The organism is Erythrobacter sp. S43, from assembly GCF_057364955.1.
On record NZ_CP200285.1, the window covers coordinates 1837324 to 1860739 of the forward strand.

Annotated in this window: 24 protein-coding genes; 9 read left to right on the plus strand and 15 right to left on the minus strand. The window is 59.5% G+C overall.

Features of this window, described 5'->3' with window-relative positions; all coding sequences use genetic code 11:
- The first annotated feature begins 31 nt into the window (after positions 1-31).
- Positions 32-757, plus strand: coding sequence for an NAD-dependent deacylase (locus tag AC0V6K_RS08960; RefSeq protein ID WP_472621435.1), 726 nt, complete (start codon positions 32-34; stop codon positions 755-757).
- Here AC0V6K_RS08960 and yaaA read toward each other — a convergent pair.
- The 5 genes from yaaA to mutM all read right to left on the minus strand — a co-directional run bounded on the left by yaaA (position 723) and on the right by mutM (position 5682).
- Positions 723-1511, minus strand: a complete 789-nt coding sequence (gene yaaA / locus AC0V6K_RS08965) for a peroxide stress protein YaaA (RefSeq protein WP_472621437.1) — start codon at positions 1509-1511, stop codon at positions 723-725. The genes AC0V6K_RS08960 and yaaA overlap by 35 nt on opposite strands.
- 124 nt (positions 1512-1635) lie before the next feature.
- On the minus strand, positions 1636-2409 hold the full coding sequence (locus AC0V6K_RS08970) for a HesA/MoeB/ThiF family protein (RefSeq protein ID WP_472621439.1): 774 nt from the start codon (positions 2407-2409) through the stop codon (positions 1636-1638).
- A gap of 142 nt (positions 2410-2551) precedes the next feature.
- A complete protein-coding gene (gene dnaA, locus AC0V6K_RS08975; RefSeq protein ID WP_472621441.1) occupies positions 2552-4012 on the minus strand; it encodes a chromosomal replication initiator protein DnaA in 1461 nt (486 codons plus the stop codon).
- Positions 4013-4470: 458 nt separating this feature from the next.
- Positions 4471-4731, minus strand: coding sequence for a 30S ribosomal protein S20 (gene rpsT / locus AC0V6K_RS08980; RefSeq protein WP_472621443.1), 261 nt, complete (start codon positions 4729-4731; stop codon positions 4471-4473).
- Between the two features lie 135 nt (positions 4732-4866).
- A complete protein-coding gene (gene mutM, locus AC0V6K_RS08985) occupies positions 4867-5682 on the minus strand; it encodes a bifunctional DNA-formamidopyrimidine glycosylase/DNA-(apurinic or apyrimidinic site) lyase (protein WP_472621445.1) in 816 nt (271 codons plus the stop codon).
- Positions 5683-5737: 55 nt separating this feature from the next.
- On the opposite strand from mutM, the gene AC0V6K_RS08990 reads away from it, so the two are divergent.
- Positions 5738-6493: a class I SAM-dependent methyltransferase gene (locus AC0V6K_RS08990; RefSeq protein WP_472621447.1), complete on the plus strand. Its 756-nt coding sequence runs from the start codon at positions 5738-5740 to the stop codon at positions 6491-6493.
- Positions 6494-6497: 4 nt separating this feature from the next.
- Positions 6498-8057, plus strand: coding sequence for a 2-polyprenylphenol 6-hydroxylase (ubiB, locus tag AC0V6K_RS08995; RefSeq protein ID WP_472621449.1), 1560 nt, complete (start codon positions 6498-6500; stop codon positions 8055-8057).
- Here ubiB and AC0V6K_RS09000 read toward each other — a convergent pair.
- Positions 8054-8437 carry a DUF4345 family protein gene (locus AC0V6K_RS09000; protein ID WP_472621451.1) on the minus strand — a complete coding sequence of 128 codons (384 nt, stop codon included), beginning with the start codon at positions 8435-8437 and terminating at the stop codon, positions 8054-8056. The two genes, ubiB and AC0V6K_RS09000, sit on opposite strands and share 4 nt — an antisense overlap.
- Positions 8438-8676: 239 nt before the next feature.
- Between AC0V6K_RS09000 and AC0V6K_RS09005 the strand changes: the two genes are divergently transcribed.
- Both AC0V6K_RS09005 and dut read left to right on the plus strand, forming a co-directional pair.
- Entirely contained in the window at positions 8677-10353 is a 1677-nt protein-coding gene (locus tag AC0V6K_RS09005) for a bifunctional phosphopantothenoylcysteine decarboxylase/phosphopantothenate synthase (RefSeq protein WP_472621453.1), read from the plus strand.
- Positions 10350-10844: a dUTP diphosphatase gene (gene dut / locus AC0V6K_RS09010; RefSeq protein WP_472621455.1), complete on the plus strand. Its 495-nt coding sequence runs from the start codon at positions 10350-10352 to the stop codon at positions 10842-10844. The genes AC0V6K_RS09005 and dut overlap by 4 nt, the downstream gene beginning before the upstream one ends.
- Positions 10845-10853: 9 nt before the next feature.
- On the opposite strand, the gene AC0V6K_RS09015 is transcribed toward dut, so the two are convergent.
- The 7 genes from AC0V6K_RS09015 to secB all read right to left on the minus strand — a co-directional run bounded on the left by AC0V6K_RS09015 (position 10854) and on the right by secB (position 16721).
- Positions 10854-11108 carry a TonB family protein gene (locus AC0V6K_RS09015; protein WP_472621456.1) on the minus strand — a complete coding sequence of 85 codons (255 nt, stop codon included), beginning with the start codon at positions 11106-11108 and terminating at the stop codon, positions 10854-10856.
- Positions 11051-11767 (minus strand): hypothetical protein, encoded by a 717-nt coding sequence (locus AC0V6K_RS09020; RefSeq protein ID WP_472621457.1) that lies wholly within the window; start codon positions 11765-11767, stop codon positions 11051-11053. The genes AC0V6K_RS09015 and AC0V6K_RS09020 overlap by 58 nt, the downstream gene beginning before the upstream one ends.
- Positions 11768-11996: 229 nt before the next feature.
- Positions 11997-12545: a hypothetical protein gene (locus AC0V6K_RS09025; RefSeq protein ID WP_472621458.1), complete on the minus strand. Its 549-nt coding sequence runs from the start codon at positions 12543-12545 to the stop codon at positions 11997-11999.
- Between the two features lie 144 nt (positions 12546-12689).
- Positions 12690-13361, minus strand: coding sequence for a DUF4136 domain-containing protein (locus tag AC0V6K_RS09030; protein ID WP_472621460.1), 672 nt, complete (start codon positions 13359-13361; stop codon positions 12690-12692).
- A 208-nt stretch (positions 13362-13569) separates the two neighbouring features.
- Complete coding sequence (gene trpS / locus AC0V6K_RS09035; protein ID WP_472621462.1) at positions 13570-14586, minus strand: tryptophan--tRNA ligase; 1017 nt, start codon at positions 14584-14586, stop codon at positions 13570-13572.
- A 3-nt stretch (positions 14587-14589) separates the two neighbouring features.
- Positions 14590-16170, minus strand: coding sequence for a murein biosynthesis integral membrane protein MurJ (gene murJ / locus AC0V6K_RS09040; protein WP_472621464.1), 1581 nt, complete (start codon positions 16168-16170; stop codon positions 14590-14592).
- A 26-nt stretch (positions 16171-16196) separates the two neighbouring features.
- Positions 16197-16721, minus strand: a complete 525-nt coding sequence (secB, locus tag AC0V6K_RS09045) for a protein-export chaperone SecB (protein WP_472621466.1) — start codon at positions 16719-16721, stop codon at positions 16197-16199.
- A 245-nt stretch (positions 16722-16966) separates the two neighbouring features.
- Between secB and AC0V6K_RS09050 the strand changes: the two genes are divergently transcribed.
- The 3 genes from AC0V6K_RS09050 to AC0V6K_RS09060 are packed head-to-tail and all read left to right on the plus strand — an operon-like array spanning position 16967 to position 19510.
- Positions 16967-17620 (plus strand): Tim44/TimA family putative adaptor protein, encoded by a 654-nt coding sequence (locus tag AC0V6K_RS09050; RefSeq protein ID WP_472621468.1) that lies wholly within the window; start codon positions 16967-16969, stop codon positions 17618-17620.
- Positions 17621-17675: 55 nt separating this feature from the next.
- Positions 17676-18935 (plus strand): murein transglycosylase A, encoded by a 1260-nt coding sequence (gene mltA, locus AC0V6K_RS09055; RefSeq protein ID WP_472621470.1) that lies wholly within the window; start codon positions 17676-17678, stop codon positions 18933-18935.
- Positions 18932-19510: a Smr/MutS family protein gene (locus AC0V6K_RS09060; protein WP_472621472.1), complete on the plus strand. Its 579-nt coding sequence runs from the start codon at positions 18932-18934 to the stop codon at positions 19508-19510. Before mltA ends, AC0V6K_RS09060 begins: the two co-directional genes overlap by 4 nt.
- A gap of 3 nt (positions 19511-19513) precedes the next feature.
- On the opposite strand, the gene AC0V6K_RS09065 is transcribed toward AC0V6K_RS09060, so the two are convergent.
- Positions 19514-20092, minus strand: coding sequence for a DUF2306 domain-containing protein (locus AC0V6K_RS09065; RefSeq protein ID WP_472621474.1), 579 nt, complete (start codon positions 20090-20092; stop codon positions 19514-19516).
- Positions 20093-20249: 157 nt separating this feature from the next.
- Here AC0V6K_RS09065 and AC0V6K_RS09070 point away from each other — a divergent pair, with 157 nt between their 5' ends.
- Positions 20250-21047 (plus strand): LytTR family DNA-binding domain-containing protein, encoded by a 798-nt coding sequence (locus AC0V6K_RS09070; protein ID WP_486172614.1) that lies wholly within the window; start codon positions 20250-20252, stop codon positions 21045-21047.
- Between the two features lie 96 nt (positions 21048-21143).
- On the opposite strand, the gene katG is transcribed toward AC0V6K_RS09070, so the two are convergent.
- Complete coding sequence (gene katG, locus AC0V6K_RS09075) at positions 21144-23351, minus strand: catalase/peroxidase HPI (RefSeq protein WP_472621478.1); 2208 nt, start codon at positions 23349-23351, stop codon at positions 21144-21146.
- Positions 23352-23416 lie beyond the last annotated feature (65 nt).

Genomic DNA, 23416 nt, shown 5'->3' on the forward strand with positions numbered 1-23416 from the left:
TTACCTCCGATGGCTATGGTCAAAGGCTATCATGGCAGGAATTGAAAGCATCGTCATCCTTACAGGCGCAGGAATCTCAGCGGAAAGCGGGATCGATACGTTTCGCGCGGAAGGGGGGCTGTGGGAGCAGCACCGGATCGAGGATGTGGCGACGCCAGAGGGCTTCGCGAAGGACCCGGCTCTGGTGCTGGGCTTTTACGATGCGCGGCGTGAGGCTTTGGCCAGCGTCAAACCCAATCCCGCGCATGAGGCGCTCGCGCGGTTGGAACGCGAGTTTGAGGGACGACTGCTGCTCGTCACCCAGAATGTCGACGATCTTCACGAACGCGGCGGGTCGCGCGATGTGCTGCATATGCATGGCGAGTTGAAGAGCGCTCTATGCCTTTCCTGCGAAACACGCGCGCCTTGGGATGCACCGATGTCAAACCGTCCCGCGTGCCCAAGCTGCGCTGCGCCCACATTGCGCCCCGACGTCGTGTGGTTCGGAGAGATGCCGTATCAGATGGAGCGTATCTACGCCGCGCTGACGGGTTGTGATCTGTTCGTCAGCATCGGCACCAGCGGCGCAGTCTATCCGGCGGCGGGATTTGTGCAGGAGGCTCGCATGGGCGGGGCGCAGACGCTGGAGCTGAACCTGGAGCCGAGCGAAGGCAGCCACTTCTTCACCGAATCGCGCCACGGCCCGGCAGGGACGTTGGTGCCGCAATGGGTGGAGGAGGTGCTTACTTCTTCTTCAGCGGCGGCTGGGGGCGGGTGAAGACCAGTTCGGTCTCGCTCGAAGCCTTGGCATCGAAGCTGTAACCCTCGGCATTGAAGGCACGCAGATCGTCTGCCTTTTCGATGCGGTTTTCCATGATCCAGCGCGCCATCAAGCCGCGACCAAATTTGACGTGATACATCAACCGACGGGCCTCGCCGTCCTTCACATTGAGGAAGGTTGCCTCGATCACTTTGCCTGGCAGAACACTGGTGTCGACCGCTTTGAAATACTCATTGGACGCAAGGTTCACGATGGTCTGATCGCCGTGGCCGCTCAAGTCTTCGGTCAGCTTTTCGCCGATGCGGCTGCCCCAGAAATCATAGAGGGACTTGCCGCGCGGGTTCGACATCTTGGTGCCCATTTCAAGGCGATAGGGCTGGATCGCATCCATCGGACGCAGCAGGCCATAGAGGCCCGAAAGAATGCGCAAGTGGTCCTGCGCATAGGCGAGCGTCTCATCACCCAGCGATTTGGCTTCAAGCCCCCAATAGACATCGCCATCGAACGTCAGACCGGCCGGTTTGGCTGAATTGCTGCGCCCATCCAGATCGAAGGCCTTGAACCGCTCTTCATTGAGTTCGGCCAGCTTGTCCGAAATATGCATCAACTTCGCGAGGTCTTTCGCGGATTGCTTCTTGGCCACCTTCGCGATTTCGCGCGTATCGTCGGCAAGGCGCGGCGCCGTGACCTCAAGCTGGGTCTGAGTGTCGTCGAAGTTAAGTTTCTTGGCTGGAGAAAGAAGAGTGAGCATGGGAGCGTCCTGAGAATTCCGGATAAGGGTGCTGTGCCGATAATCTAAAAGGATTGGCGGCTAACGGCCATGTCTTTGCAACGCTTACAGTGATCGAAATTTCCCAAGCGCGTTCGGTGCTTCATCAACGACAGCCCTTGCATTGCGGGTCCTTGGCGATCTTTAGCGTGCGCATGCCCGGCGTCATGCCGTCAAGGATGTGTAGGCGGCCATACATTGGCTGGCCAAAGGCGCTGACTCCGGTGAGCAGTACGCGGCACGCCTGCATTGCGGCGAAGCTGCCGGTCCATCCGGCCATGGCTCCCAACATCCCGTCTTCGGCGCAGGTGTCGCAATCTTCGGCATCGAAGGCATCGCCGACAAAGCAGCGATAACACGCTTCGCCTGCCAAGTGACCGGCGAACGCGCCGACCTGCCCTTGAAACCGACCGACCGCGGCGGAAAGCAGCGGGGTGCGCTCGGCCACGCAGGCATCGGAGACGGCGAGGCGGGTGGCAAAATTGTCGGTCCCGTCGAGCACCAGATCGACGCCCGCGATCAAATCGCCGACATTGCCCGTGTCGATCCGTGCGTCGCTGATGGTGACATCCAGCGCATCGTCGAAATTGGCGAGCCAGCGGCGCGCGCTGGTGGCTTTGCCATGGCCAACATCGCGGGCGGTGAAGATCGTCTGGCGTTGGAGATTGCTCTCATCAACCACATCGTCGTCGACCAAAGTGAAGCGCCCAATCCCTGCGCCTGCGAGATATTGCAAAGCCGGTGAGCCGATCCCGCCAAGGCCGATCAAAGCGATATGTTTGCCCGCCAACGCAACCTGACCTGCACCACCGATTTCAGGCAGTACAATGTGGCGTGCGAACCGGTCGAGACGGGCAGGGGAGAGCTGTGAAGAAGCCATGGAAAGCCTGTTGGCACCATGTGCACAGCCTGTCGACAGGTCTGTGGGTAGACCTGTCGACAGGCTGTGGGCTGACGGTGGAAGCGCGGTAGATGAAGCCTGTGGGTCAACCACTGCACATCATGTTGAAATTATGTGCGAATTAACTTTCCAGCTGGCGAAGCAAACTGCGCACATCGCCGTCCATATCGGCATCGCGCTGGCGCAGGTCCTCGATCAACCGCACTGCGTGGATAACTGTCGAGTGGTCGCGACCGCCAAACTTGCGCCCGATTTCGGGATAGCTGCGCGGGGTTAGTACTTTCGACAGGTACATCGCAACCTGACGCGGACGAACCACGGCACGTGCACGGCGCTTGGATGACATCTCGCTGCGGTCGATCCGGTAGAACTGGCAAACCGTGCGCTGAATCTCGTCAATCGTGATCCGGCGGCGGTTGGCCGAAAGGATATCAGTTAGCTGCTCTTCAGCCAGCTGCAACGACACTTCCTGACCGGTCAGCTGTGCGTAAGCGATCAGCTTGTTCAGGCCGCCCACCAACTCACGAACATTGCGTGTGATAGTGCGGGCAAGGAAGTCGATCACATCCTCTGGCACCGAAAGCGGCGCAAAGCGCGACAGCTTCGATTCGAGGATCGACTTGCGCAGTTCGATATCGGCCGCCTGAATGTCGGCAACGAGACCCATTGAAAGGCGCGAGAGCAAGCGTGGCTCAACCCCGTCGAGCGCCTGCGGCGCGCGATCAGCAGCGAAGACAAGGCGTTTGCCTTCGGCCAGCAGTGCGTCGATCGTATAAAGCAGCTCTTCCTGAGCTTTGGCCTTGCCGATGATGAACTGAATGTCGTCCACCAACAACAGATCGAACGAGCGCAGGCGCGCTTTGAATTCGATCATCTGGTCGCCTTTAAGTGCCTGCACGAACTCGACCATGAAGCGCTCGGCGCTGCAATAGAAGATGCGCGCGCGCGGGTGGGCTTGCAGGAAGCCGTGGCCGATGGCGTGCAGCAAGTGTGTCTTGCCCTGACCGGTGGCGGCCTTGAGATAAAGCGGCGAGAATTGCGGCTGTTCGGTCGCGGCCATGCGCTCTGCGGCGTTCTTGGCGAGAATGTTTGCCTCGCCTGTCACAAAGGCTGCGAAGGTAAGCGACGGGTCGAGGCCGACCGAGCTGGTGAAGCCCGCATCGCCAATCGTGCCCGCAGCAACGGCAATCGCGCTGGCGCCATCATTGGCCGGACGACGGCCATCGTCGAGGCGCAGATCAGGCAGCTGGCGGCGGCCAGGATGCACCTGAATGTTGATGTTGCGCACTTCACTGCGCGCGATTGACCATGCAAGCTGAAGACGGTCGTGAAAACGGTCCTTCACCCAGTTGGCCGAGAACTCGGTTGGCAGGAACAAGTCCAGCGTGCTCGTTTCCTTGTTGACCGTGCCCACCTGGATCGGTTTGATCCACTGACTGTGCAGTTGGTGGCCCAGATCTTTCCTCAACCCCTGACTGATATCAGCCCAATCGGCGGCGAGATTTACTGCTTCTGCATCTTCCATCAAATCATCGTCCGCCTGCCGACGCGTTGACCGCGTCTTATCAATTCTATGCGCCATGCTTTTCCCAATACTCTCCCATCCCCGGATCCCAATCCCGAAGACATATTGATCAATCCACGATGGACAAAACTTCCCCTCCTCCGAAAGCGGTATTACCGCGGAGGGCCCCCTGCCTATCAAACTGTAAGAACCCGGAATGTCCCGCTCCGGATGGCCACAATAAAGAGCTGTTCGCGCCGAAGCGCAAGCGACTTAGTTTAAAAAAAGTGAAATATTCCTGTTGACTCGCCTGAGACCCGCAGACTTGCGTTCAAGTGCATGAATCCAAAAGGAAAGCTGGCGATTCAGCCCGGGCTACAGGTGCGAGATCGCGGGAATTCCTAGGGTTTTGTCTCGTGTTACAATTCACGAATATGACAAACAGAAAAGGCCGCGCCATTGGCGCGGCCTTTTGCTGCATTGCATCATGCTCAATCCGCGCAAAATTTGATCGCGCGGCTGGCGAATCGGAGCGCTTAAAGAGCGGCGACTCGCTTTGAGAGACGCGACATTTTGCGTGCGACAGTGTTCTTGTGCATCACACCGCGAGCGACACCGCGTGCCATTTCAGGCTGAGCGGCTTTCAGTGCGGTTGCAGCAGCGTCCTTGTCGCCGGCTTCACAAGCCACTTCGACCTTTTTGATGAAGCCACGGATGCGGCTCACGCGTGCGGTGTTGATGTCTTCGCGGCGCTGGTTGCGACGGATGCGCTTACGGGCTTGCGGCGTGTTTGCCATATCTTTGTCTGTCTCGCGTTTCTGTGGGGCCGTTTCAGCGACCGAAAATCTGTCTCGATAGTATTCGAAAGTCGGCGATTCACCGCCGGAAAGCGCGCCACATAGTCGGGCGGTGCCGAATCGTCAAGAATTCCCTCACTTCTGACACTTCGCGCAATACCAAGTGCTGCGCCCGCCTTGAACGATGCGGCGGATCGTGCCTCCATCATCGTGGTGGCATGGCTCGCCATCGCGGCCATAGACATTAAAGCGCGTCGCGAAATAACCGAGCTCTCCATCGGGCGCCGCGTAGTCGCGCAAGGTAGAGCCGCCATCTCGGATCGAGGTTTCAAGCACGTCTCTGATCTCCGGCACCAAGCGTTCAAGTTGAGGCTTTGTCACTTTGCCTCCCGCCTTGCGCGGATGGATGCCGGCCCGCCACAAAGCCTCGCACACATATATATTGCCAAGACCTGCCACGACGCGTTGATCGAGCAGGCAAAGTTTCATGCTCTGGGATTTGCCTTTCAGAGCAGTCTTGAGGTGGGCCGCTGACAGGCCGTCACCCAAAGGCTCTGGCCCAAGCGCGGCGAATTGCGACCATTGATCCAGAGCATCGGTGTTGACCAGATCGACCGAGCCAAAACGGCGCGGGTCGCAGAGCGCGAAGTGGTGGTCTGCGGTTTCCATGATGAGGTGGTCGTGCGTGTCGGCCTCTTCCGGGTCGATCCGCCATCGACCGCTCATGCCGAGATGGAAGATCATGGAAGAACCCCGGTCCAGATGAATCAGGCCATATTTGGCGCGGCGCGAAAGACCGGTGACAGTCGCACCCGTCATCACTTGCACCAGTTCGGGCGGGAAGGGGCGGCGCAAATCGGGGCGGTTAAGCGTGACACGTGTGATCCGCGCACCATCAAGGAACCGGGCAAGGCCGCGGACCGTTGTTTCGACTTCTGGTAATTCAGGCATTCACCGCGCTCTAACACTCTAGGCGCGCGGTGCAATTCCATCTAAGGCCTCGCGCATGACTCAATCCTCAGACGATACCGTCTCCTTCGGCTACGAAAATGTCAGCCCAGAGGAAAAGACCCGCCGCGTGGGCGAGGTCTTCACCAGTGTGGCGCGCAAATACGACATCATGAATGATGCGATGTCGATGGGCATGCATCGCGGGTGGAAAGATCGCTTCGTCAAACGGGTGAAGCCGCAGTCGGGTGAGACGATCCTCGACATGGCGGGCGGAACGGGAGACATTGCCTTCCGCATGGCCGATCGCGGCGCGGACATCACAGTGGCCGATATCAATCAGGACATGCTCGATGTCGGTGCCGAGCGCGCGATGGAGCGCAACGAAAGCGAAGAGACGGGCAGCCTCGTCTTCACTTGTCAAAACGCTGAAAAGGTCACTTTTTCCAGCAACACGTTTGACGCCTACACGATCGTGTTCGGCATCCGGAACGTGACGTACAAAGAGAAAGCCCTGGCCGAGGCGCACCGCGTCCTGCGGCCCGGTGGACGCTTCTATTGCATGGAGTTCTCGACCACCGAATGGTCAGGTTTCAAGGAAGTGTACGACCTTTATTCTGACAAGCTGCTGCCACGTATGGGTCAAATGATCGCCGGCGATGCGGATTCGTATCGCTACTTGGTCGAATCGATCCGCAAGTTCCCGACCATGCCCGAATTCGAGCGCATGATCGCAGGCGCGGGCTTTGTGAACACCAAGTACGAATCGATCCTTGGCGGAGCGGTTGCCATACACTCGGGGTGGAAAGTTTAAGTAAGTGACCTCTCCGATTGTTCACCTTACACGCCTCGCCCGGTGGGGCACGACGCTTGCGAACCGGCGCGCGCTGGTGGGAATCGAAGATGATCCCAATGCGCCTACACCGGTAAAAAGGCTGGTGAAGCTGGCGCGCTGGGTCACTTTCACGCGAAAGAAGGGCGAGCGCGATTACGCAGGCGCCTTCCGTGCGATCGGACCCGCAGCGATCAAGCTGGGGCAATCGCTGGCGACGCGGCCCGATCTTGTGGGTGAAGAAGCGGCGCATAACCTCTTAAGTCTGCAAGACAGTCTGCCGCCGGTGCCGTTCAAGGATATCGAAGCTTCGATGGCGTCGAGCTTTGCGCAGCCGCTTGATACGCTGTTCAGCTACATTGATCCTGAGCCCGTTGGCGCTGCATCCATCGCGCAGGTGCACAAAGCCGTCACAACCGATGGCCGCGATGTCGCTATCAAGGTCCTGCGACCGGGAATTCGCGAGAAGTTCGCGAATGACATACAGACCTATGAGTGGGCTGCCGCGCATGTCGAGGGAATGGGAGGTGAAGCCACCCGTCTGCGCCCGCGTGCGACAATTGCGAACTTCAAGCGCTGGACCAATTCCGAACTCGATCTGCGCCGCGAAGCGGCGTCGGCTTCCGAGTTGGCCGAGGAAATGTCGGGCGTGGTCGGTTATCGCATCCCAGCTATCGACTGGGATCGCACCAATGGTCGCGTGATGACCATTGACTGGATCAACGGCACCAAGATCAGCAACCGCGAAGAGTTGATCGCCAAGGGACACAACCTCGATGAGATTGCCGAGCGACTGGTCATCAGCTTCCTGACGCAGGCCATCAGCGGCGGCTTCTTCCACGCTGATATGCATCAGGGGAACCTGTTCATTGAGGATGACGGGACCATCGCTGCGATTGATTTCGGGATCATGGGCCGAATTGACCGGCGCGCGCGGCAATGGCTCGCTGAGATCCTCTACGGCTTGACCACCGGCAATTATCAGCGCGTCGCCGAGATCCACTTTGAGGCGCAATATGTGCCCAGCTATCACTCGGTCGGTGAATTCGCCACGGCCTTGCGCGCTGTGGGTGAGCCGATGCGCGGCAAGCCGGTCAAAGAATTGAGCGTTGGCCAAATGCTCGACGGGCTGTTCGCCATCACCCGCGATTTTGACATGAAGACTCAGCCGCACCTGCTATTGCTGCAAAAGACCATGGTGATGGTTGAAGGGATCGCGACGCAGCTGAACCCGGAAATCAATATGTGGGACACCGCCGCGCCTTACGTCCGCAGCTGGATCCGCGATGAATTGGGACCGGAAGCAGCAGTGGCCGAGCGGATCAAGGAAGACGCGCAGACATTCATGCGTCTTCCCGACCTAATCCGCCGCGTCGAAGAGCGTTTCCCCGCCAAAGGTGGTGCGCCTGAAGATCAGCCTCTGCCAGAGATCAAGCTGCTGACCGACCGCAAAGAAGGCGGCAGCGGCGGCTGGCTCGGTTACTTCGCTGCCGGCCTTTCGGGCGCTGGCTTGACCTGGGCGATGTTCTATTTCGGCTTGATCTAGGCCGTCTTGGGCGGGAGCACCTTTGCTCCCACAATGCCCAGCGCACCCAGCACCAGCTCGACCACCATCGGAACAATGTAGCCGTCAAAGCTGCCAAATTCTGCAAGTGAGATTAGTCGCGCGACCAGTGTGACCAGCATCAGCGCTGCGCCAATCAAAAGCGGGTCGGGCCGGGACTTCAGCGCGCCCCAGATGAAGCATGCGCCGCCGACGCCGAAGAACGCTGTCATATCGGCGCGGATCGATGTGAGCCCGTGGGCGCCTTCGACATTCAAACCGAAGTCCGCGCCTGACGAGACCGGGTTGGTCAAAAATCCAAACGCCATAAACAAGAGGAGCAATCCTCCAAGAATAAGCCCAACGCGCAGTGCCATTGCCATGATTGTTCCCCCTCCAAGCGACCCCTCTTGTGGACTAGAACTATGCCCCTCTCTTCCACCGACAATCAAGAAAATTTAACCATTCCCCCTCATGGCTTGTTGGGAAACTGCCCAGCGATTGGCATTATGGTTAACATGGGCCTAAACCCGACCACCACGAACCACGATACCACAGGAGTGACGCCAGTTATGACCCGCCTGACTGTCCATTCTGACAGCACGCCAATGGAGCATGGCCGATGAGCGCATCGGGTCCGAAAATCCTGCTTGTCGTGGGCGGCGGCATTGCGGCGTATAAATCGTGCGAACTCGTGCGCTTGATCCGCAAAGGCGGCGGCGATGTTACCTGTGTCGTGACCAAGGGCGGCCAGCAATTCGTGACGCCTATGTCACTTGCCGCACTCAGTGAAAACCAAGTTTACACCAGCCTGTTCGACCTCAAGAACGAAGCCGAAATGGGCCATATTCAGTTGTCGCGTGAGGCTGACCTTGTGGTCGTATGCCCCGCCACCGCTGATCTGATGGCCAAGATGGCGCAGGGTATTGCCGATGATCTGGCAACCACTTTGATGCTCGCCACCGACAAGCCCGTAATGGTCGTCCCGGCGATGAATGTGCGCATGTGGGAGCATGAAGCGACGCAGCGTAATATCGCCACGCTCAAGGATGCAGGCGTGATCGTGCTGCACCCCGATGAAGGTCCGATGGCATGCGGTGAGTTCGGTTATGGTCGTCTGCCCGAACCGGAAGTGATCTGGCGTGACATTGCCGCGCATTTCGGCATTGAAGTGCCCGAAGCGTCGGCTGTCGCACCGATGCCTGCGGCCAACGATGCCGCTGATCTTGCCAGCGAGGCGTTGGAGCCAGAGGTTGAGGAAGAGAGCGGCGGCGGTCTGGGCGGCTTGCTGTCGCGGATCATCCCGCGCTCCACAGCCAAGCGCAGCCATGAAGATATCGAAGCGGAGTATCTCGAAGAAGGTGATGTCGAGCAACCTGAAGAGGCAGATGCCGACGAGCCGGTCGAAGATGTAGAAGAGGAAGAGATCGAATTCGATCCTGACTTCTCTGGTTCTCCCTTGGCGACAAAGGGTAAAGCCAGCGCTGCGCCCCCAATGGACCCTGAAGCGATCAACCACGAGGTGGATGACCGCAAGTCCGCGCCCGAAACCGCTGCGTCTGTGCCCCACAAAGGCGGCGTGATCGAAGAGATCGAGGAAGATGCGCTGAGCGGGGAGGGCTTCGACGTTGCCCCTGATTACCAACCGCTCAAAGGCAGGCATGTGCTCATCACAGCTGGCCCGACATGGGAAGCGATTGATCCGGTGCGTTACATCGCCAACCGTTCGAGCGGGAAGCAAGGCTTTGCCATAGCGGCGGCTGCGGCTGCGCTGGGCGGACAGGTGACGCTCGTCGCAGGGCCGGTCTCATTGAAGACACCGCTGGGCGTTGATCGCGTCGATGTCGAGAGCGCGCAGGAAATGTCGGATGCAGTGAAAGCCGCTCTTCCCGCGGATGTGGCCGTGATGGTCGCGGCGGTCGCCGATTGGCGTCCCAAGACTTATGAAGGCGCGAAGATCAAGAAGCGCGGTTCTGCCCCGCCTGCTTTGATGCTGACCGAAAACCCCGACATCCTCACCAACGTAGCCGCCGGATCGAACCGGCCTGAACTGGTGATCGGCTTCGCTGCGGAAACCGATGATCTTCTCGACAACGCCAAGGCCAAGCGCAAGCGTAAGACAGCCGACTGGATCGTCGCAAATGATGTGTCTGGTGATGTGATGGGCGGGGACAACAACCGTGTGCATATCGTCACCTCAGACGGTGTCGAAAGCCTCGATGACATGCCAAAAGCTGCCGTGGCGATGGCTCTTGCAGAGCGTATCGCGAACACGTTGAGCGCTGAGGCAGCAGAATGAATGAAAGAGTGAGCGCGTCGGAAGGCGCGCAGACGCAGGCTTCCGTTGCGGTCGAGCTGAAACGCTTGCCGCATGGTGAGGGGTTGCCTTTGCCCGCCTATGCAACCGCTGGGGCAGCAGGGATGGATGTGGTGTCAGCCGAGGATGTGACGCTGGAACCCGGCGCACGGCATCCGGTAGCGACCGGCCTTTCGATGGCGATCCCGCATGGATACGAAATTCAGGTCCGCCCACGCTCCGGCCTTGCTTTCAAGCACGGCATCACCGTGCCCAACACGCCGGGCACGATCGACAGCGACTATCGCGGCGAACTAAAAGTCCTTTTGATCAATCACGGCACCGAAGCTTTCCCCATCGCGCGCGGAGACCGCGTGGCGCAGCTGGTTCTCGCTCCGGTGGTTCAGGCAAGCTGGCAGGAAGTTGATGAGCTGGACTCGACCGAGCGCGGCGCAGGCGGCTTCGGCTCAACCGGCGGACACAAGAAGCTTTAGGCCGGGGCCCTATTCGGGCTGTGCGAACTCGACACTCGAGCTGAAGGTTGATTCAACCGCATTGCCGTTCTTGTCAGTCGCGGGTTCAAATCGCGCGCGCTGTTGAAGTGAACGGCATACGCGTCCGTCGAGCCGGCGCGATCCTGTCGACTTCAGGACGCTGCATTCCTCAACCCGCCCTTCTTCATTGACCAACAAAGAATAGGTCAGCTTACCATCTCCGCGCAGCGAAGGCAGACGGCGGAAGTCCTCTCCCTGATCCAACTGCTCGGGCTGACCGGGGTAACATTGCGATTGGGTGGGAAGGGTCCGCGTCGGACTGTTGGTTGAGCTTGCGCAGCCGGCGGTGACGGAGGCGCCGCAGTCGTGCGCGGGCGTGACGGAGCGTTCAGCTGTGTGCTCCCGCGCGGATTGGCGCTGGCGACGCGCGTGTTGCGCGGCGGGATGAAGCTGGTGCGCCATTGCTGCGCGCACTGGTTGAGCAGGCGGAAGCCCGCCGAGCTCGATTTGAGCGAAATGCTGGCGACAGTTGCGCCGCCTTGAAGAATGCTGAGCGTTTCGGCCTTGCGAAATTCGCTTTCGATCGCGCTGCTATCGCTGGATGGAGCATAGACGCGGCCATCGCGCAGCACGCCGCCAAACTGAGCGTCGTCAAAGGCAAAGGTAATCTCGGGACCAAAAAAGCGGTTCGCATTGGCGAGCGACACGCGCAGGTTTCCGGGTGCACCAGCGCGCTTGCGCAGCGAAAGACTGCCATTAAGACCTGAGCGCAATCGCATTTCGCAATAGCCCCCACTGGTCGCCTCATAGATGGTCCAGCGCCCAAGATCGACAAACACAATCTCGCCTGAACGCGTGCCCGATTGAGCCGCTGCAGGCGCAGACATGCTCGCAGCGCCCAGCGCGGCCAATGCTGTGGTCAAGAATTTCGAACTAAGCAGTCTCATGCAAATCAGCTTGTAACGTCCCGTGCGGCAGATTTTTAGTCAGTCGAACTGTCTTTCAACCGTTCTGGTGGTCGTGTTCGCACCGCTGGGCTGAATCTTGCCGGAACGAGAATCCCTTTTGCGTCAGCGCGTGGCTCAAATCAGGCACAAAGAGTGCTCAGCGCGAACGCTTGTCGTTACACGGCGGAACGGTTGCCGGAGCGGGCTACGGGCTTTTTATGCGCGGAGATGGCGGCGGTGCAGGTGGAGGCACCACCGGCACGGTGCCGTCCGGATACTGGTTGGCGCATTCCTCCAGCTTCCGGAACGCGGCGGCGCTACCTTTCAGGTCAATTGTGGCGACCGCTCTTGATTGGTGGAGAATTTTGATTCTTTCAGCCTTTCGGAACATCCCCTCGATCTGCTTGGTGGTCTCACGCACTTGGTAATGTCGACCAGACAACAGTTGACCTGAGACGGCTGTATTGTCGAACAGCCACTCGATGCCAAAAAACTGCGAGCCATACGGCCTCGGGCTTTTGAGCGTGAATGTGAAGTAGGTTGCTTCAGTGCTGGATTTGGAAAGGCGCAGACTGCCGACGTCATCCTCCGCACGTGTCAGCGTGCAGAAGTACCTAGGGTAATCTCTCACAGTCCACGGGCCGGACGCGTAATAGGGCTGCGTTTCTTTTCCCGATTGTGCAGTGGCAATCGATGCTGTGGCAGACAATGCGGAGGTCGCCAGCAAGGTGATAAGCTTTGTAGTCAGAGACATAGCCAACATTTCGCGAATTCGAGGCCCGCCATCAAGCCCGGAATCAAAAAGGCGGCGCTGATCCCTTGCGCCGCCCTTCCGTCCCATCCAAGGGTAGTGTTTGATTGGCCCTGTATCCCCGAGCCATGGGCTGTCCTTACCCGATTAACGCAGGGTTCGCACCTTATTTCCGTCATCACGCACGGTGATGCGGAGCGTTTCGCCGGAATTGCCAGGGAAATCAGTGAACAAGGCCTCAACCAAGTTGGGGACCAAAGTCTGCAACCGGTTGGTGCGAGAGACGGCTTGCGCCTTCCCTTCGAACAATCGCTCTCCCGAGCCCGCCGAGTCGATTTTCATCTCGATCCCGCTGGTGAAGACAGTGTAGCTGCGCACTTCCGGGCCAGCGAGGAAGGGATCGTGGAAGCCATAAGCAAAACCGCGACGGAAACCGTAGCCGCGGAACCGGCCCCATGGACCGAAGAACGGATCGCCCGCTGTGAGGCTTGAGCGCACTCGCTCGCGGCCATTGTCGACGTCATAATCAAAGCGAACGAGCATGGTTGCCGCTTCTGGGCTTGCCGCCTCGGCGTAGCCCAGATTGGCGAGCTTCTTGCCCACCATGTCGGCGTAGAGCGCGAATTCGAGACCGCCCGCGAGTGCAGGATCATCGGCGACAACCGCAAAGCTTTGGCCAGACGGTGCAGGCAATTGGCTTTCAAAACGGGAAACATCAGCTTTGAAACCCGCCGGAGCGCAGGCACCAAGGCCAGCGACGAGAGCGAGTGGCAGCGCAAGGCGCTTAAGTGTTTTCGAGGTCATAATGGAACGTGTCATGGCATACCCTTTTCAAGTCCGCCAGTAACAGTGTGCGTACCCTTCACATGCCCCCATTGCGGTCCAACTGTGTGGAGCGCTGCTTTATGTGCGCCCTGACCTCACATGGCACCCTGTTCTGGTGGTGCAAAAGCGTACCGATTCTCCCTGAACGGCGATTGAACGGCTACTTTTTCGGATTGTAAAAACGGCAGAATTCCGCCGTTTCTTAACCCCGGACGAGACCAAGAGCCTTGTACGCCGCATCGAGCGTTGGGCCAGCGCGCTCGCGTGCTTTGGCCGCACCGCGTGCCAGAATTGCGTCGAGCGCTTCGCGGTCATCTTTCAACTCGACAAAGCGCGCGCTGATGGGCGCGAGGGTTTCAACCAGCAATTCGCCTAGAGCGGGCTTGAACACGCCAAAGCCTTGCCCGCCGAATTCCGAAAGCACTTGATCGGTCGTTTTGCCGGTCAACGCGCCATAGATCCCGATAAGGTTCACCGCTTCGTCGCGCCCTTCCAGGCCCGCTTCCTCGCTCGGCAGCGGTTCGGGGTCGGTCTTGGCCTTCTTGACCTTCTTCATCACCGTATCGGCGTCGTCGGTCAGGTTGATGCGGCTCATTTCCGACGGGTCGGACTTGCTCATCTTCGCTTTGCCGTCACGCAGGGACATGATCCGCGCGGCCTCTGGTGGGATGATCGGATCGGGCAGCGTAAAGACCGGCGCTTCTTCGGACGCAAAGTCGTTGTTAAATTTCTGCGCGATGTCGCGGGCGAGCTCGAGATGCTGTTTCTGGTCCTCGCCCACCGGCACATGCGTTGCCTGATACAGAAGCACGTCAGCCGCTTGCAGCACCGGATAGGTGAATAACGCGATCGACTGGCCTTCGCGGTTCTTGCCCGCCTTGTCCTTCCACTGGGTCATGCGGTTGAGCCAGCCCATCCGCGCGGTTCCGCTAAGCAACCATTGCAGTTCGGCGTGTGCTGGAACTTGGGCTTGATTGAAAAGGATCGAGCGGTTCGGATCGATGCCGCAAGCCACCAACGCCGCGGTCATCTCCAGCGAGTTTGAAGAAAGCTCGGTAGGAAGATGAGGCTGGCTGATGGCGTGCAGGTCAGCGAGAAAGAACAGGCATTCGCTGCCATCCTCCATTTCTTCCTGCATGCGCACCCAGTTGCGGATAGCACCCAGATAATTGCCAAGATGAAGGTTGCCCGTAGGCTGGATGCCGGAGACGACACGCATGTTCTAAGCTGCTTTCTTTGTAAGGGTTTTGATGCGCTGCCTGTCTATCGCGCCGGTCGCAAATGCAAGGCCGAAATAGACCACGGCGGCTGCGGCGACCAAAACCAGCAACGCTCCGAGCCGCTCGAAAAGTCCTGCGGAGTACCAATCGGTCAAAAGGTGGCTGGTGTAATACAGCGCTGCGCCCATCGCAGCTGCGGCTAGGCATTGGCGGGCAATGCGCAAAAGCAGCACGCCGGGAATGACGTAATGCCCGCGCTTTGCCAGCACGATGAGCAAGAAGGTCACATTGATCCACGCGCCCACGACACTGGCATAGGCGACCCCTTTGACGCCCAGCGTATCGAGAACAGTGATGCTGGCGGTGATGAAGACTGCGAGCGAGATGAACGCCGCGATCACAGGTGTTTTAGTGTCAGAACGCGCGTAGAAGTTGGGCACGAGCACTTTGACCAGCACATAGGCAGGCAAGCCCAGAACCAGCGCCGCCAATACCTCTCCAGTAATCGCAGCGTCAGCCAGATCGAACCGGCCACCTTGGAAGATCATGGTGATGAAAGGCTCGGCACATATCGCCAGCGCAACCGCCGCCGGGATCGTCAGCAGCATGGAGAGCTCAATCGCGTCAGACTGAATACGGTCCGCGCCCGATTTGTCTTCGCCGCCCACGGCCTTGCTTAGAGTTGGCAAGATCGCCGTTGCTAGCGCAATACCGATAATGCCCAGCGGCAATTGGTTCAGCCGGTCAGCGTAATTCATGTAACTGACCGAGCCATCCTCAAGCTGGTTGAGGAAGTAGAGCTGAACCAATGTGTTGATCTGATATGCGCCTCCACCGATGGCTGCCGGCAGAGCGATGATGCACAGCCGTTTCACCTCTGGCGTGATCTTGGGCCACATCACCTTGGGTCGGAATCCTTCGACGCGGGTCCAATAATACAGCCACGCGAGCTGGATCACACCTGCGCCCGTTACTGCCCAAGCGATGCCATAAGCAGCTTGCTGAATGCTGGCGCCGGTGGTCTCAATGAACCATTCACCCGCGAGCAGCGCCACGATCAAAACTAGATTGAGTATGACCGGAAAGCTTGCTCCCGGTGCAAAGCGCGAGACGCTGTTCAACATGCCGGTGAACAAGGTCACAAGGCTTATCAGGATGATGTAGGGGAACATGATCCGCGCGAAATCGACCGCGAGCGGGTAGGTTTCGGGATCAACCGGCTTGCTAGACAAAAGCCAGATCACGCCGGGCATGGCGATCTCGAACAAGGCAACCAGCGCGATCAGAACGGGGAGGAAGACGCTCAGGACAGCGTTTGAAAAGCTGCGCGCGTCGTCAAACCCGTCATCGGGATTGTCGCGCCCATGCAGGCGTTTGGAAAACATCGGCACGAAGGCAGCCGAAAACGCGCCTTCGGCAAACAACCGCCGGAAGACATTCGGAATGATAAACGCCTGAAACCACGCATCGGTAACCGCATTGGCGCCGAGGACGCGCGAGAAGATCATCTCGCGCGCCATGCCAGCGACGCGGCTGACCATCGTCAGCCCGCCGATCGTTCCGACGTTCTTGAGCAGGCTCATGGGTTCAGGCCCGCATATGCATCAGTTCAGGCGTTGCCTTCAGCCGGCGGCGCTGCGCCTTCGGCTTCTTCCTGAGCGCGCTTTGCCTGCAGCTGCTGAACATAAAGCCCGTTGAAGTCGATAGGATCGACCATCAGAGGCGGGAAGCCTGCATCACGAACCGCATCGGCCACCACACGGCGTGCGAACGGGAAGAGGATGCGCGGCGTTTCCGCGAACAAGAAGGCATGCGCCTGCTCTTCGGGGATGTTGCGAATGCCAACGAGGCCGCAATAATCGAGTTCGACGATGTAAAGCGCGCCCTGCTCGCTGGTTGCCTTGATGTTCACTTTCAAAGTGACTTCGGTGATTTCTTCATTCACCGGCTCGGCACCGATGTTGAACTGGACATCAACCTGCGGCTGCTCGGCCCACTGGTACGCAGCCGGAGCGTTGGGGTTCTCGACCGACAAATCCTTGATATACTGCGTCAGCAGACCGGCGGATGGCTGGGTGTCCGCGCCGTTGGACTGGGCGTCGAGGTTTTGGAGGATGTCGCCTTCGTCGGCCATGTTCGTCGTCTTTCAATTTTGTGATATGATGGATCAGCGCTGGTGCGCATTAAACTGTGCGCGGCGCGCCTAGCAGGAGCCGCGCTTGCAAGCAACCAGACGAACGATGCTTTAATTGCCACAAACGGCAACGAAATCCTCGTTGCTGAATTGTAATTAACGCCTATGTATGAAAGGCAAAGGACTAACGTTCAGCCGTTACGAGCTCGTACGCTGGCATAATTGATAAACGGACCACGAATTCCATGTTGGAAATTGTTATTCTCGCCATGATCGCAGCTTTTCTGGGGCTGCGCCTCTATTCCGTGCTGGGCCGCCGCGCCGAGCATGAGGAAGAATCGGTGCCGCAGCGCCCCGAAATGGCGGATAAGAATGCGCAGAATTCCCAATCTGCTCAGGCGGTTCCTGCGGTGGCGCCGCGCCCGACGCAGTTTGACGGTCTGATGCCAGCGGTTGAGCGCGGCGTGCGTGACATCGCATCAGCTGACAAACAGTTTGACCTCGTCGCTTTCATGGAAGGCGCGAAGGGCGCGTATGAAGTCGTTCTTGAAGCCTTCTGGGAAGGTGACCGCGACACGCTGCGCGATCTGTGTGACGATGATGTTTATGCCGGTTTTGAATCAGCCCTTGATGCACGCGAAAAGGCTGGCGAAACGCTCGACAACAAACTGATCCGCATTGAAGAGACCCGCCTTCAGTCGGCTTCGCTCGATGGCAAGCTGGCCCGCATCGCGGTTCTGTTTGTGGCGGACATCGCCGCTGTCACGCGCGACAAGGATGGCAATGTCATCGCCGGTTCGCTCGACGATGCGATCGAAAGCCGCGATGTCTGGACATTCATGCGCAACACCGCGTCGCGCGATCCCAACTGGGTTCTCGACGAAACTGACGAGGGCTAATTTGGCACACCTCCGGCACCAAGGACCGGAGGCGCCCCGCACCTTCGGCACATCGATGAAATTTGCACTGGTTTTGGGTGCAGGCTTGGCGCTTGCGGCTTGTGGGCGTGTTGTGCCCGAAGTCAGCATGCCGCCGACCACCAGCACTCCAGCGCCAATGCCTGCGCCTGTGCCAACACCGGCCCCGACGCCTACTCCCGCACCGCCAGTTGTGACCCTGCCAACCAATCCCGCGGCGACCAGCGCGCTGCAAGCGGGTGTATCGCGCGGCCCTGACATCCGATCGCTGGGTATGGGCGGCAATGACGCAGCAACCGCGCTTGCAGGCTTTGTCGAATCCTGCCCCGTCTTGCTTCGCCGTTCCGATCGCAGCGGACTTACACAGACTTCCGATTGGGCGGCATCCTGCGCAGCGGCGAAAGATTGGCCCCAGGCGCGAGCGGGTATGTTCTTTGAACAGTTCTTCGACACCGCACGTATCGGCAATGGTCAGGGCTTCGCCACCGGATATTTCGAACCCGAAATCATGGGCAGCCGCTATCAGCGCCCGGGCCATGTTCCCGTTTACGGCGTTCCGACCGACCTCAAACGCGGCTGGTACACTGGCACAGCGCCATCCGAACGCACCGGGCGGCAACAGCGTGGCCGGACCAACCTCTCCGGCGATTTCGTGCCCTATTACGAGCGTGCCGAGATCGAGGAAGGTGCCCTTGATGGCAAGGCTCCCGTACTCGCATGGGCTGCCGATCCGGTCGAGTTCTTCTTCCTGCAAATTCAGGGGTCCGGCCGCATTCGCACGCCCGAAGGTGAGATCATCCGCATCGGCTATGCCGACCAGAACGGGCGCGGATACACCGGTATTGGCGGGCTGATGCGCGAGCGTGGGCTGCTGGGCGATGGTCCGGGGCAATATGCCGGATCAATGCAGGGCATCATGGCCTATCTTCGCGAGAACCCCGTCGATGGCAAAGCGCTGATGCGAGAGAACAAAAGCTGGGTGTTCTTCCGCGTTCTGGAAGGTGACGGCCCGCTTGGCTCCATCGGTATTCCTGTTCGCGGAGAGGTCTCGGTCGCGGTTGATCCGCGCTTCGTGCCCTATGGTGCGCCGGTCTGGCTCGATCTTGATCGCAACGTCGCTGACGGCCTTTGGATTGCACAGGATACAGGCGGGGCCATTCGCGGTGCCAACCGGTTCGACACGTTCTGGGGCGCGGGTGCCGACGCACGGCGGATCGCCGGCGGAATGTCAGGGCGCGGCGATTCTTACATCCTGCTTCCCAAAGGCGTGGTTGAGCGTCTTACCAACGGACAATGAGCTACCCGCGCGGCCTCTCTGCCGAAGAGCAGGCCGCATGGTCGCGTCTGGCGGCGAGCGTGACGCCGATGGAAGGGCGCAAGGTCCCACCCGCGCCCGCTGCCAATTCTCCGCCGGTCCATGTTCAACCCGATCCGATCAAACCAGCCCCGCGCCCTGCACCGGGCCTTCGCCCACCGGCCAGCCTGCGTGCGCCATCGCCGCAGCCTGCGCCGCGCACGCACTTTTCCTCCGAGCTCGACGGACATTGGGATCGTAAGCTCAAGGCGGGGCAGATCGTGCCTGATTACACGCTCGATCTGCACGGCCATAACCTTGACGGAGCTTACACCCGCATTATCGGCGGGCTCGATCAGGCGCGGGCTATGAATGCGCGCGTGGTGCTGGTGATTGCAGGTCGCTCACGCCCGGTCGATCCCGCGGATCGTGGGCAGAAACGAGGAGCCATCCGCGCCAAGCTGCTCGATTGGGTTGCGGCCAGTCATCATGCCGATTCCGTGGTCGCCGTAAGAAAAGCGCACCGACGCCATGGGGGCGAGGGTGCACTTTATCTGGTTTTGAGACGTAACCGCTAGGCCTTAGCCGTAAAGCATCGTCGCCATCAGGCGGTTGTCGATCAGAAAAGCCCAGACTGCGGGGATCATTAGCGCGCCGAGATAAAGGCTGACGATTTCGTTGCGGTGGCCTTTGATGTCGCCGCGACGAGCTTTGGCAACGATCAGATAACACGCGCGCAGCGTGATCGGCACGAAGATATGGATCCAGCTGAGCTGCATGCCGTCGCGAATGAAAAGGGTGCTGAGCGCCGTGATCACCATCAGCGCAACCCAAAGCTTACCCAGCTGCTTGTGCCGTACGCCGCCTTTTGGCGCGAGCAACAGATACAGACCAAGCGGCACGCAAGGCACCACCGTCGTGACATGGAAGGCGACGACGTAATTCTGGAGATGCGGCAAGTCCGGCGCAAAGCCGAACAGCGCGCGGCCAATCGCAATCGCGCACAGTGCTGACATCAAGGTGCCCGACACGATCACGAGAGCGCGAGTGATCGGTGCAAGATCCATCGGACCAGCTGGCCTGTGAAAGGGGTTCGCAAAGGCGGGGAGCCACGCTGGTGTTGTGAGGTTCTGGGCGAAATTCTGGGTCGCGGTTGTCATCTCAATACTCCTCGATTGGGGTGTTGAGACAGACAATGCCGTGTGCCCGTTCGCGCTCAATCGGGCATGAAGGAACGGGCCATAGCCTTCGTGAAACGCGCGGAAATCCACCGGTTTGCCACTTTACGAAGCGCGAATGGGCGTTAGGTTCGAGCGAATGGACGCACCTGAGAAGCAACCATTGGCGCGCAAACTCATCATTGATCTTTCAGTGATGACAGCAATCGGCGTTTTTCTGGCGGTAATCGGGCCGTTGGGCAGTATCAATGACCCGTTCGCATTCCGGCTGATGGTTTGGCTTGGCCTCGCCTATGCGGGGTACTTCATATACTCGCCAACCGGTTGGTTCGTAGACAAGCTGCACAACGCCTATGATCTGCCCCGGCCTGCCTTGTGGGTAGCCGCTGTGCTCATCGCGACCGTGCCAATGACTGCGGTCGTCTGGTCGCTCAATCAGATGAATAGGCCTGAGTATCTTCTGCCATCGCCTGAGATTGCACTCACGCAGTATGGTTATGTGCTCGCCATTGGCGGGGCGATCACCTTGCTGTTCAATCTGGTCAATTTTGGGCAACCGAAGCAGGCAGTCGCACAGTCTGCGGCGCCAGCCACTTCGCCCGCTCCGCAGTCCTCAGCCCCATCACAGCCGCGCCTGATCGAGCGTCTCCCAGCCTCGTTGGGCAGTGACGTGATCGCGTTGGAGATGGAGGATCACTATGTCCGCGTCCACACCGCGCTTGGCAGTGAGCTGGTGTTGATGCGCCTGCGCGATGCGATGGCGGAACTGGACGGTATCGAGGGGCGCCAGGTCCACCGCAGCTGGTGGGTCGCACGCGGTGCGGTTGAGGATGTGCTTCGCGAAGGGCGAAATGTCCGCCTGAAGCTCGCCCGCGATATCGAGGCCCCTGTCAGCCGCGCGCAGGTGAGCGAGCTTAAAGACGCGGGCTGGATTTAGTTCTCACAACGAAAAGACCCCCCGCATTGCTGCGAGGGGTCTCTTGCGACCCTGATCTTTAATGGGGGTGATCAGGGCATCAGGGGTTGCATGGTATTACGCGTGATACTTCGCATGGGTTACATCGAAGCGGTCCGCGTTCATCACTTTGGTCCATGCGGCGACAAAATCGCTGACGAACTTCGCTTCGTTGCCGCTCTCGGCGTAGTGCTCTGCTTGAGCCCGCAGCTGAGAGTTTGAAGCGAAGACCAGATCGGCCCGGGTCGCGCGGTATTTCTCCGCACCGGTCTTGCGATCCGTGCCGACATATTCTTCGTCTCCGCTGCCATCGACCGGAGCCCATTTGGTGCCCATATCGAGGACGTTGACGAAGAAGTCAGTGGTCAGCTGACCCGCACGATCGGTGAGCACGCCGTGACCGGTGTTGCCACTGACAGCGCCCAAAGCGCGCATTCCGCCAACCAGCACCGTTAGTTCTGAGATCGAGAGGCCCAACAGGTGCGCCCGGTCGATCAGCATGTCCTCGGTGCGGACATTGGCTTTGGTCTTGAGGTAGTTGCGGAAGCCATCAGCAAACGGCTCGAGCGGTTCAAAGCTGTCCGCATCGGTATGCTCATCACCCGCATCGCCGCGTCCACCAAGAAACGGCACATCGACCGCTTGCCCTGCATCAGCCGCCGCTTTCTCGACAGCTGCCGTGCCGGCGAGAACAATGGCGTCTGCCATGCTCAGATTGCCGCGCAGCTCGTCGACCTTGGCGAGAACCTTTGACAGCTCGTCCGGATCGTTCGCTGCCCAGCCGTTTTGCGGGGCGAGGCGCACGCGGGCACCATTGGCACCACCACGATGGTCCGAATTGCGATAGGTTGAAGCCGAAGCCCAGGCCGCTTTCACCAGTTCGGAAACGCTCAGACCGCTGCCGACGATCGCGGTCTTGAACGCCGCGACATCGGCATCCGAAGGCGCCGTGCCAGCGGGTGTCGGATCCTGCCAGATCAGGTCTTCCGCAGGGACTTCAGGGCCCATGTAGCGAACCTTCGGACCCATATCGCGGTGGCACAGTTTGAACCATGCGCGGGCGAATGCGTCATCCAGAGCCGCCTGATCGTTGAGGAAGCGTTCGGAGATCTTGCGATATTCCGGGTCACGCTTCAGCGCCATGTCCGCCGTGGTCATCATCGTCGGAACCTTCTTCGAGGGATCGCGCGCATCAGGAGCCATGTCGGCTTCTTCCTGATTGATCGGCTGCCACTGGTTTGCACCGGCAGGCGACTGGACCAATTCATAGTCATACTTGAACAGCAGACGGAAATAGTCGTTGCCCCACTGCGTCGGGTTCGGCGTCCAAGCGCCTTCGATGCCTGAGGTGGTGATGTGACCCTTGGCGATTTCGTCTTCGTCGGTCAGCCAGCCAAAGCCAGCGCGTTCGAGAGTTTCGCTTTCGGGAGCACCGCTGAACGTATCGGATGGCTGCGCGCCGTGCGCTTTGCCAAAGGCGTGGCCGCCAGCGGTCAACGCCACGGTTTCCTCGTCATTCATCGCCATGCGAGCGAAGGTTTCGCGCATGTCACGGGCCATGCCCTCTGCGTCGTGCGAGTCGCCCTGCGGACCTTCCGGATTCACATAGATCAGACCCATCTGGATCGCGGCGAGCGGGTTTTCGAGAGCGCGATCATCTTTGGGCTGGATGCGCGTGGCGACGCCTTCATTCACCCACTGGTCTTCGGTGCCCCAGTAAACGCTCTCAGGCTCGAACACATCGGCACGGCCACCGCCGAACCCGAACACCGGACCACCCATGCTTTCGATGGCGACGTTGCCGGCGAGGATGAACAGGTCGGCCCAGCTGATATGCTTGCCGTATTTCTGCTTGATCGGCCACAGGAGGCGGCGTGCCTTGTCGAGGTTGCCGTTGTCCGGCCAGCTGTTGAGCGGGGCGAAGCGTTGCTGACCGGTGCCAGCACCGCCGCGGCCATCGCCTGTGCGATAGGTGCCGGCTGCGTGCCATGCCATGCGGATGAAGAATGGACCGTAGTGACCATAGTCAGCCGGCCACCAGTCCTGATCATCAGTCATCAGCGCGGTCAGATCAGCCTTCAGCGCGTCATAATCGATGGCGTTGAACGCTTCGGCATAGTCGAAGTCTTCGCCCATCGGATTGGCGCTGCGGCCACCTTCGGTCAGAATGTCCAGCTGCATTGCTTCTGGCCACCAGTCGCGGTTTTCGCGACCGAACAACGAGCGCAGTTCGCCACCGCCACTAAACGGGCAGCCGCCACTCATTTCACCGGTCTTCGCATCCATTAAAAGTCTCCTCTCTCTCATGAGACTCGAGATATTCGAGTTGATGGATGAGAAGATGATGCAAG

Excerpts from the sequence above, each read along its gene's own strand:
- AC0V6K_RS08960 (WP_472621435.1), top strand. The coding sequence starts at position 32 with ATGGCAGGAATTGAAAGCATCGTCATCCTTACAGGCGCAGGAATCTCA.
- yaaA (WP_472621437.1), bottom strand. The coding sequence starts at position 1,511 with ATGCTCACTCTTCTTTCTCCAGCCAAGAAACTTAACTTCGACGACACT.
- AC0V6K_RS08970 (WP_472621439.1), bottom strand. The coding sequence starts at position 2,409 with ATGGCTTCTTCACAGCTCTCCCCTGCCCGTCTCGACCGGTTCGCACGC.
- dnaA (WP_472621441.1), bottom strand. The coding sequence starts at position 4,012 with ATGGCGCATAGAATTGATAAGACGCGGTCAACGCGTCGGCAGGCGGAC.
- rpsT (WP_472621443.1), bottom strand. The coding sequence starts at position 4,731 with ATGGCAAACACGCCGCAAGCCCGTAAGCGCATCCGTCGCAACCAGCGC.
- mutM (WP_472621445.1), bottom strand. The coding sequence starts at position 5,682 with ATGCCTGAATTACCAGAAGTCGAAACAACGGTCCGCGGCCTTGCCCGG.
- AC0V6K_RS08990 (WP_472621447.1), top strand. The coding sequence starts at position 5,738 with ATGACTCAATCCTCAGACGATACCGTCTCCTTCGGCTACGAAAATGTC.
- AC0V6K_RS09000 (WP_472621451.1), bottom strand. The coding sequence starts at position 8,437 with ATGGCAATGGCACTGCGCGTTGGGCTTATTCTTGGAGGATTGCTCCTC.
- AC0V6K_RS09005 (WP_472621453.1), top strand. The coding sequence starts at position 8,677 with ATGAGCGCATCGGGTCCGAAAATCCTGCTTGTCGTGGGCGGCGGCATT.
- dut (WP_472621455.1), top strand. The coding sequence starts at position 10,350 with ATGAATGAAAGAGTGAGCGCGTCGGAAGGCGCGCAGACGCAGGCTTCC.
- AC0V6K_RS09025 (WP_472621458.1), bottom strand. The coding sequence starts at position 12,545 with ATGTCTCTGACTACAAAGCTTATCACCTTGCTGGCGACCTCCGCATTG.
- AC0V6K_RS09030 (WP_472621460.1), bottom strand. The coding sequence starts at position 13,361 with ATGACACGTTCCATTATGACCTCGAAAACACTTAAGCGCCTTGCGCTG.
- trpS (WP_472621462.1), bottom strand. The coding sequence starts at position 14,586 with ATGCGTGTCGTCTCCGGCATCCAGCCTACGGGCAACCTTCATCTTGGC.
- murJ (WP_472621464.1), bottom strand. The coding sequence starts at position 16,170 with ATGAGCCTGCTCAAGAACGTCGGAACGATCGGCGGGCTGACGATGGTC.
- secB (WP_472621466.1), bottom strand. The coding sequence starts at position 16,721 with ATGGCCGACGAAGGCGACATCCTCCAAAACCTCGACGCCCAGTCCAAC.
- AC0V6K_RS09050 (WP_472621468.1), top strand. The coding sequence starts at position 16,967 with ATGTTGGAAATTGTTATTCTCGCCATGATCGCAGCTTTTCTGGGGCTG.
- mltA (WP_472621470.1), top strand. The coding sequence starts at position 17,676 with ATGAAATTTGCACTGGTTTTGGGTGCAGGCTTGGCGCTTGCGGCTTGT.
- AC0V6K_RS09060 (WP_472621472.1), top strand. The coding sequence starts at position 18,932 with ATGAGCTACCCGCGCGGCCTCTCTGCCGAAGAGCAGGCCGCATGGTCG.
- AC0V6K_RS09065 (WP_472621474.1), bottom strand. The coding sequence starts at position 20,092 with ATGACAACCGCGACCCAGAATTTCGCCCAGAACCTCACAACACCAGCG.
- AC0V6K_RS09070 (WP_486172614.1), top strand. The coding sequence starts at position 20,250 with ATGGACGCACCTGAGAAGCAACCATTGGCGCGCAAACTCATCATTGAT.
- katG (WP_472621478.1), bottom strand. The coding sequence starts at position 23,351 with ATGGATGCGAAGACCGGTGAAATGAGTGGCGGCTGCCCGTTTAGTGGC.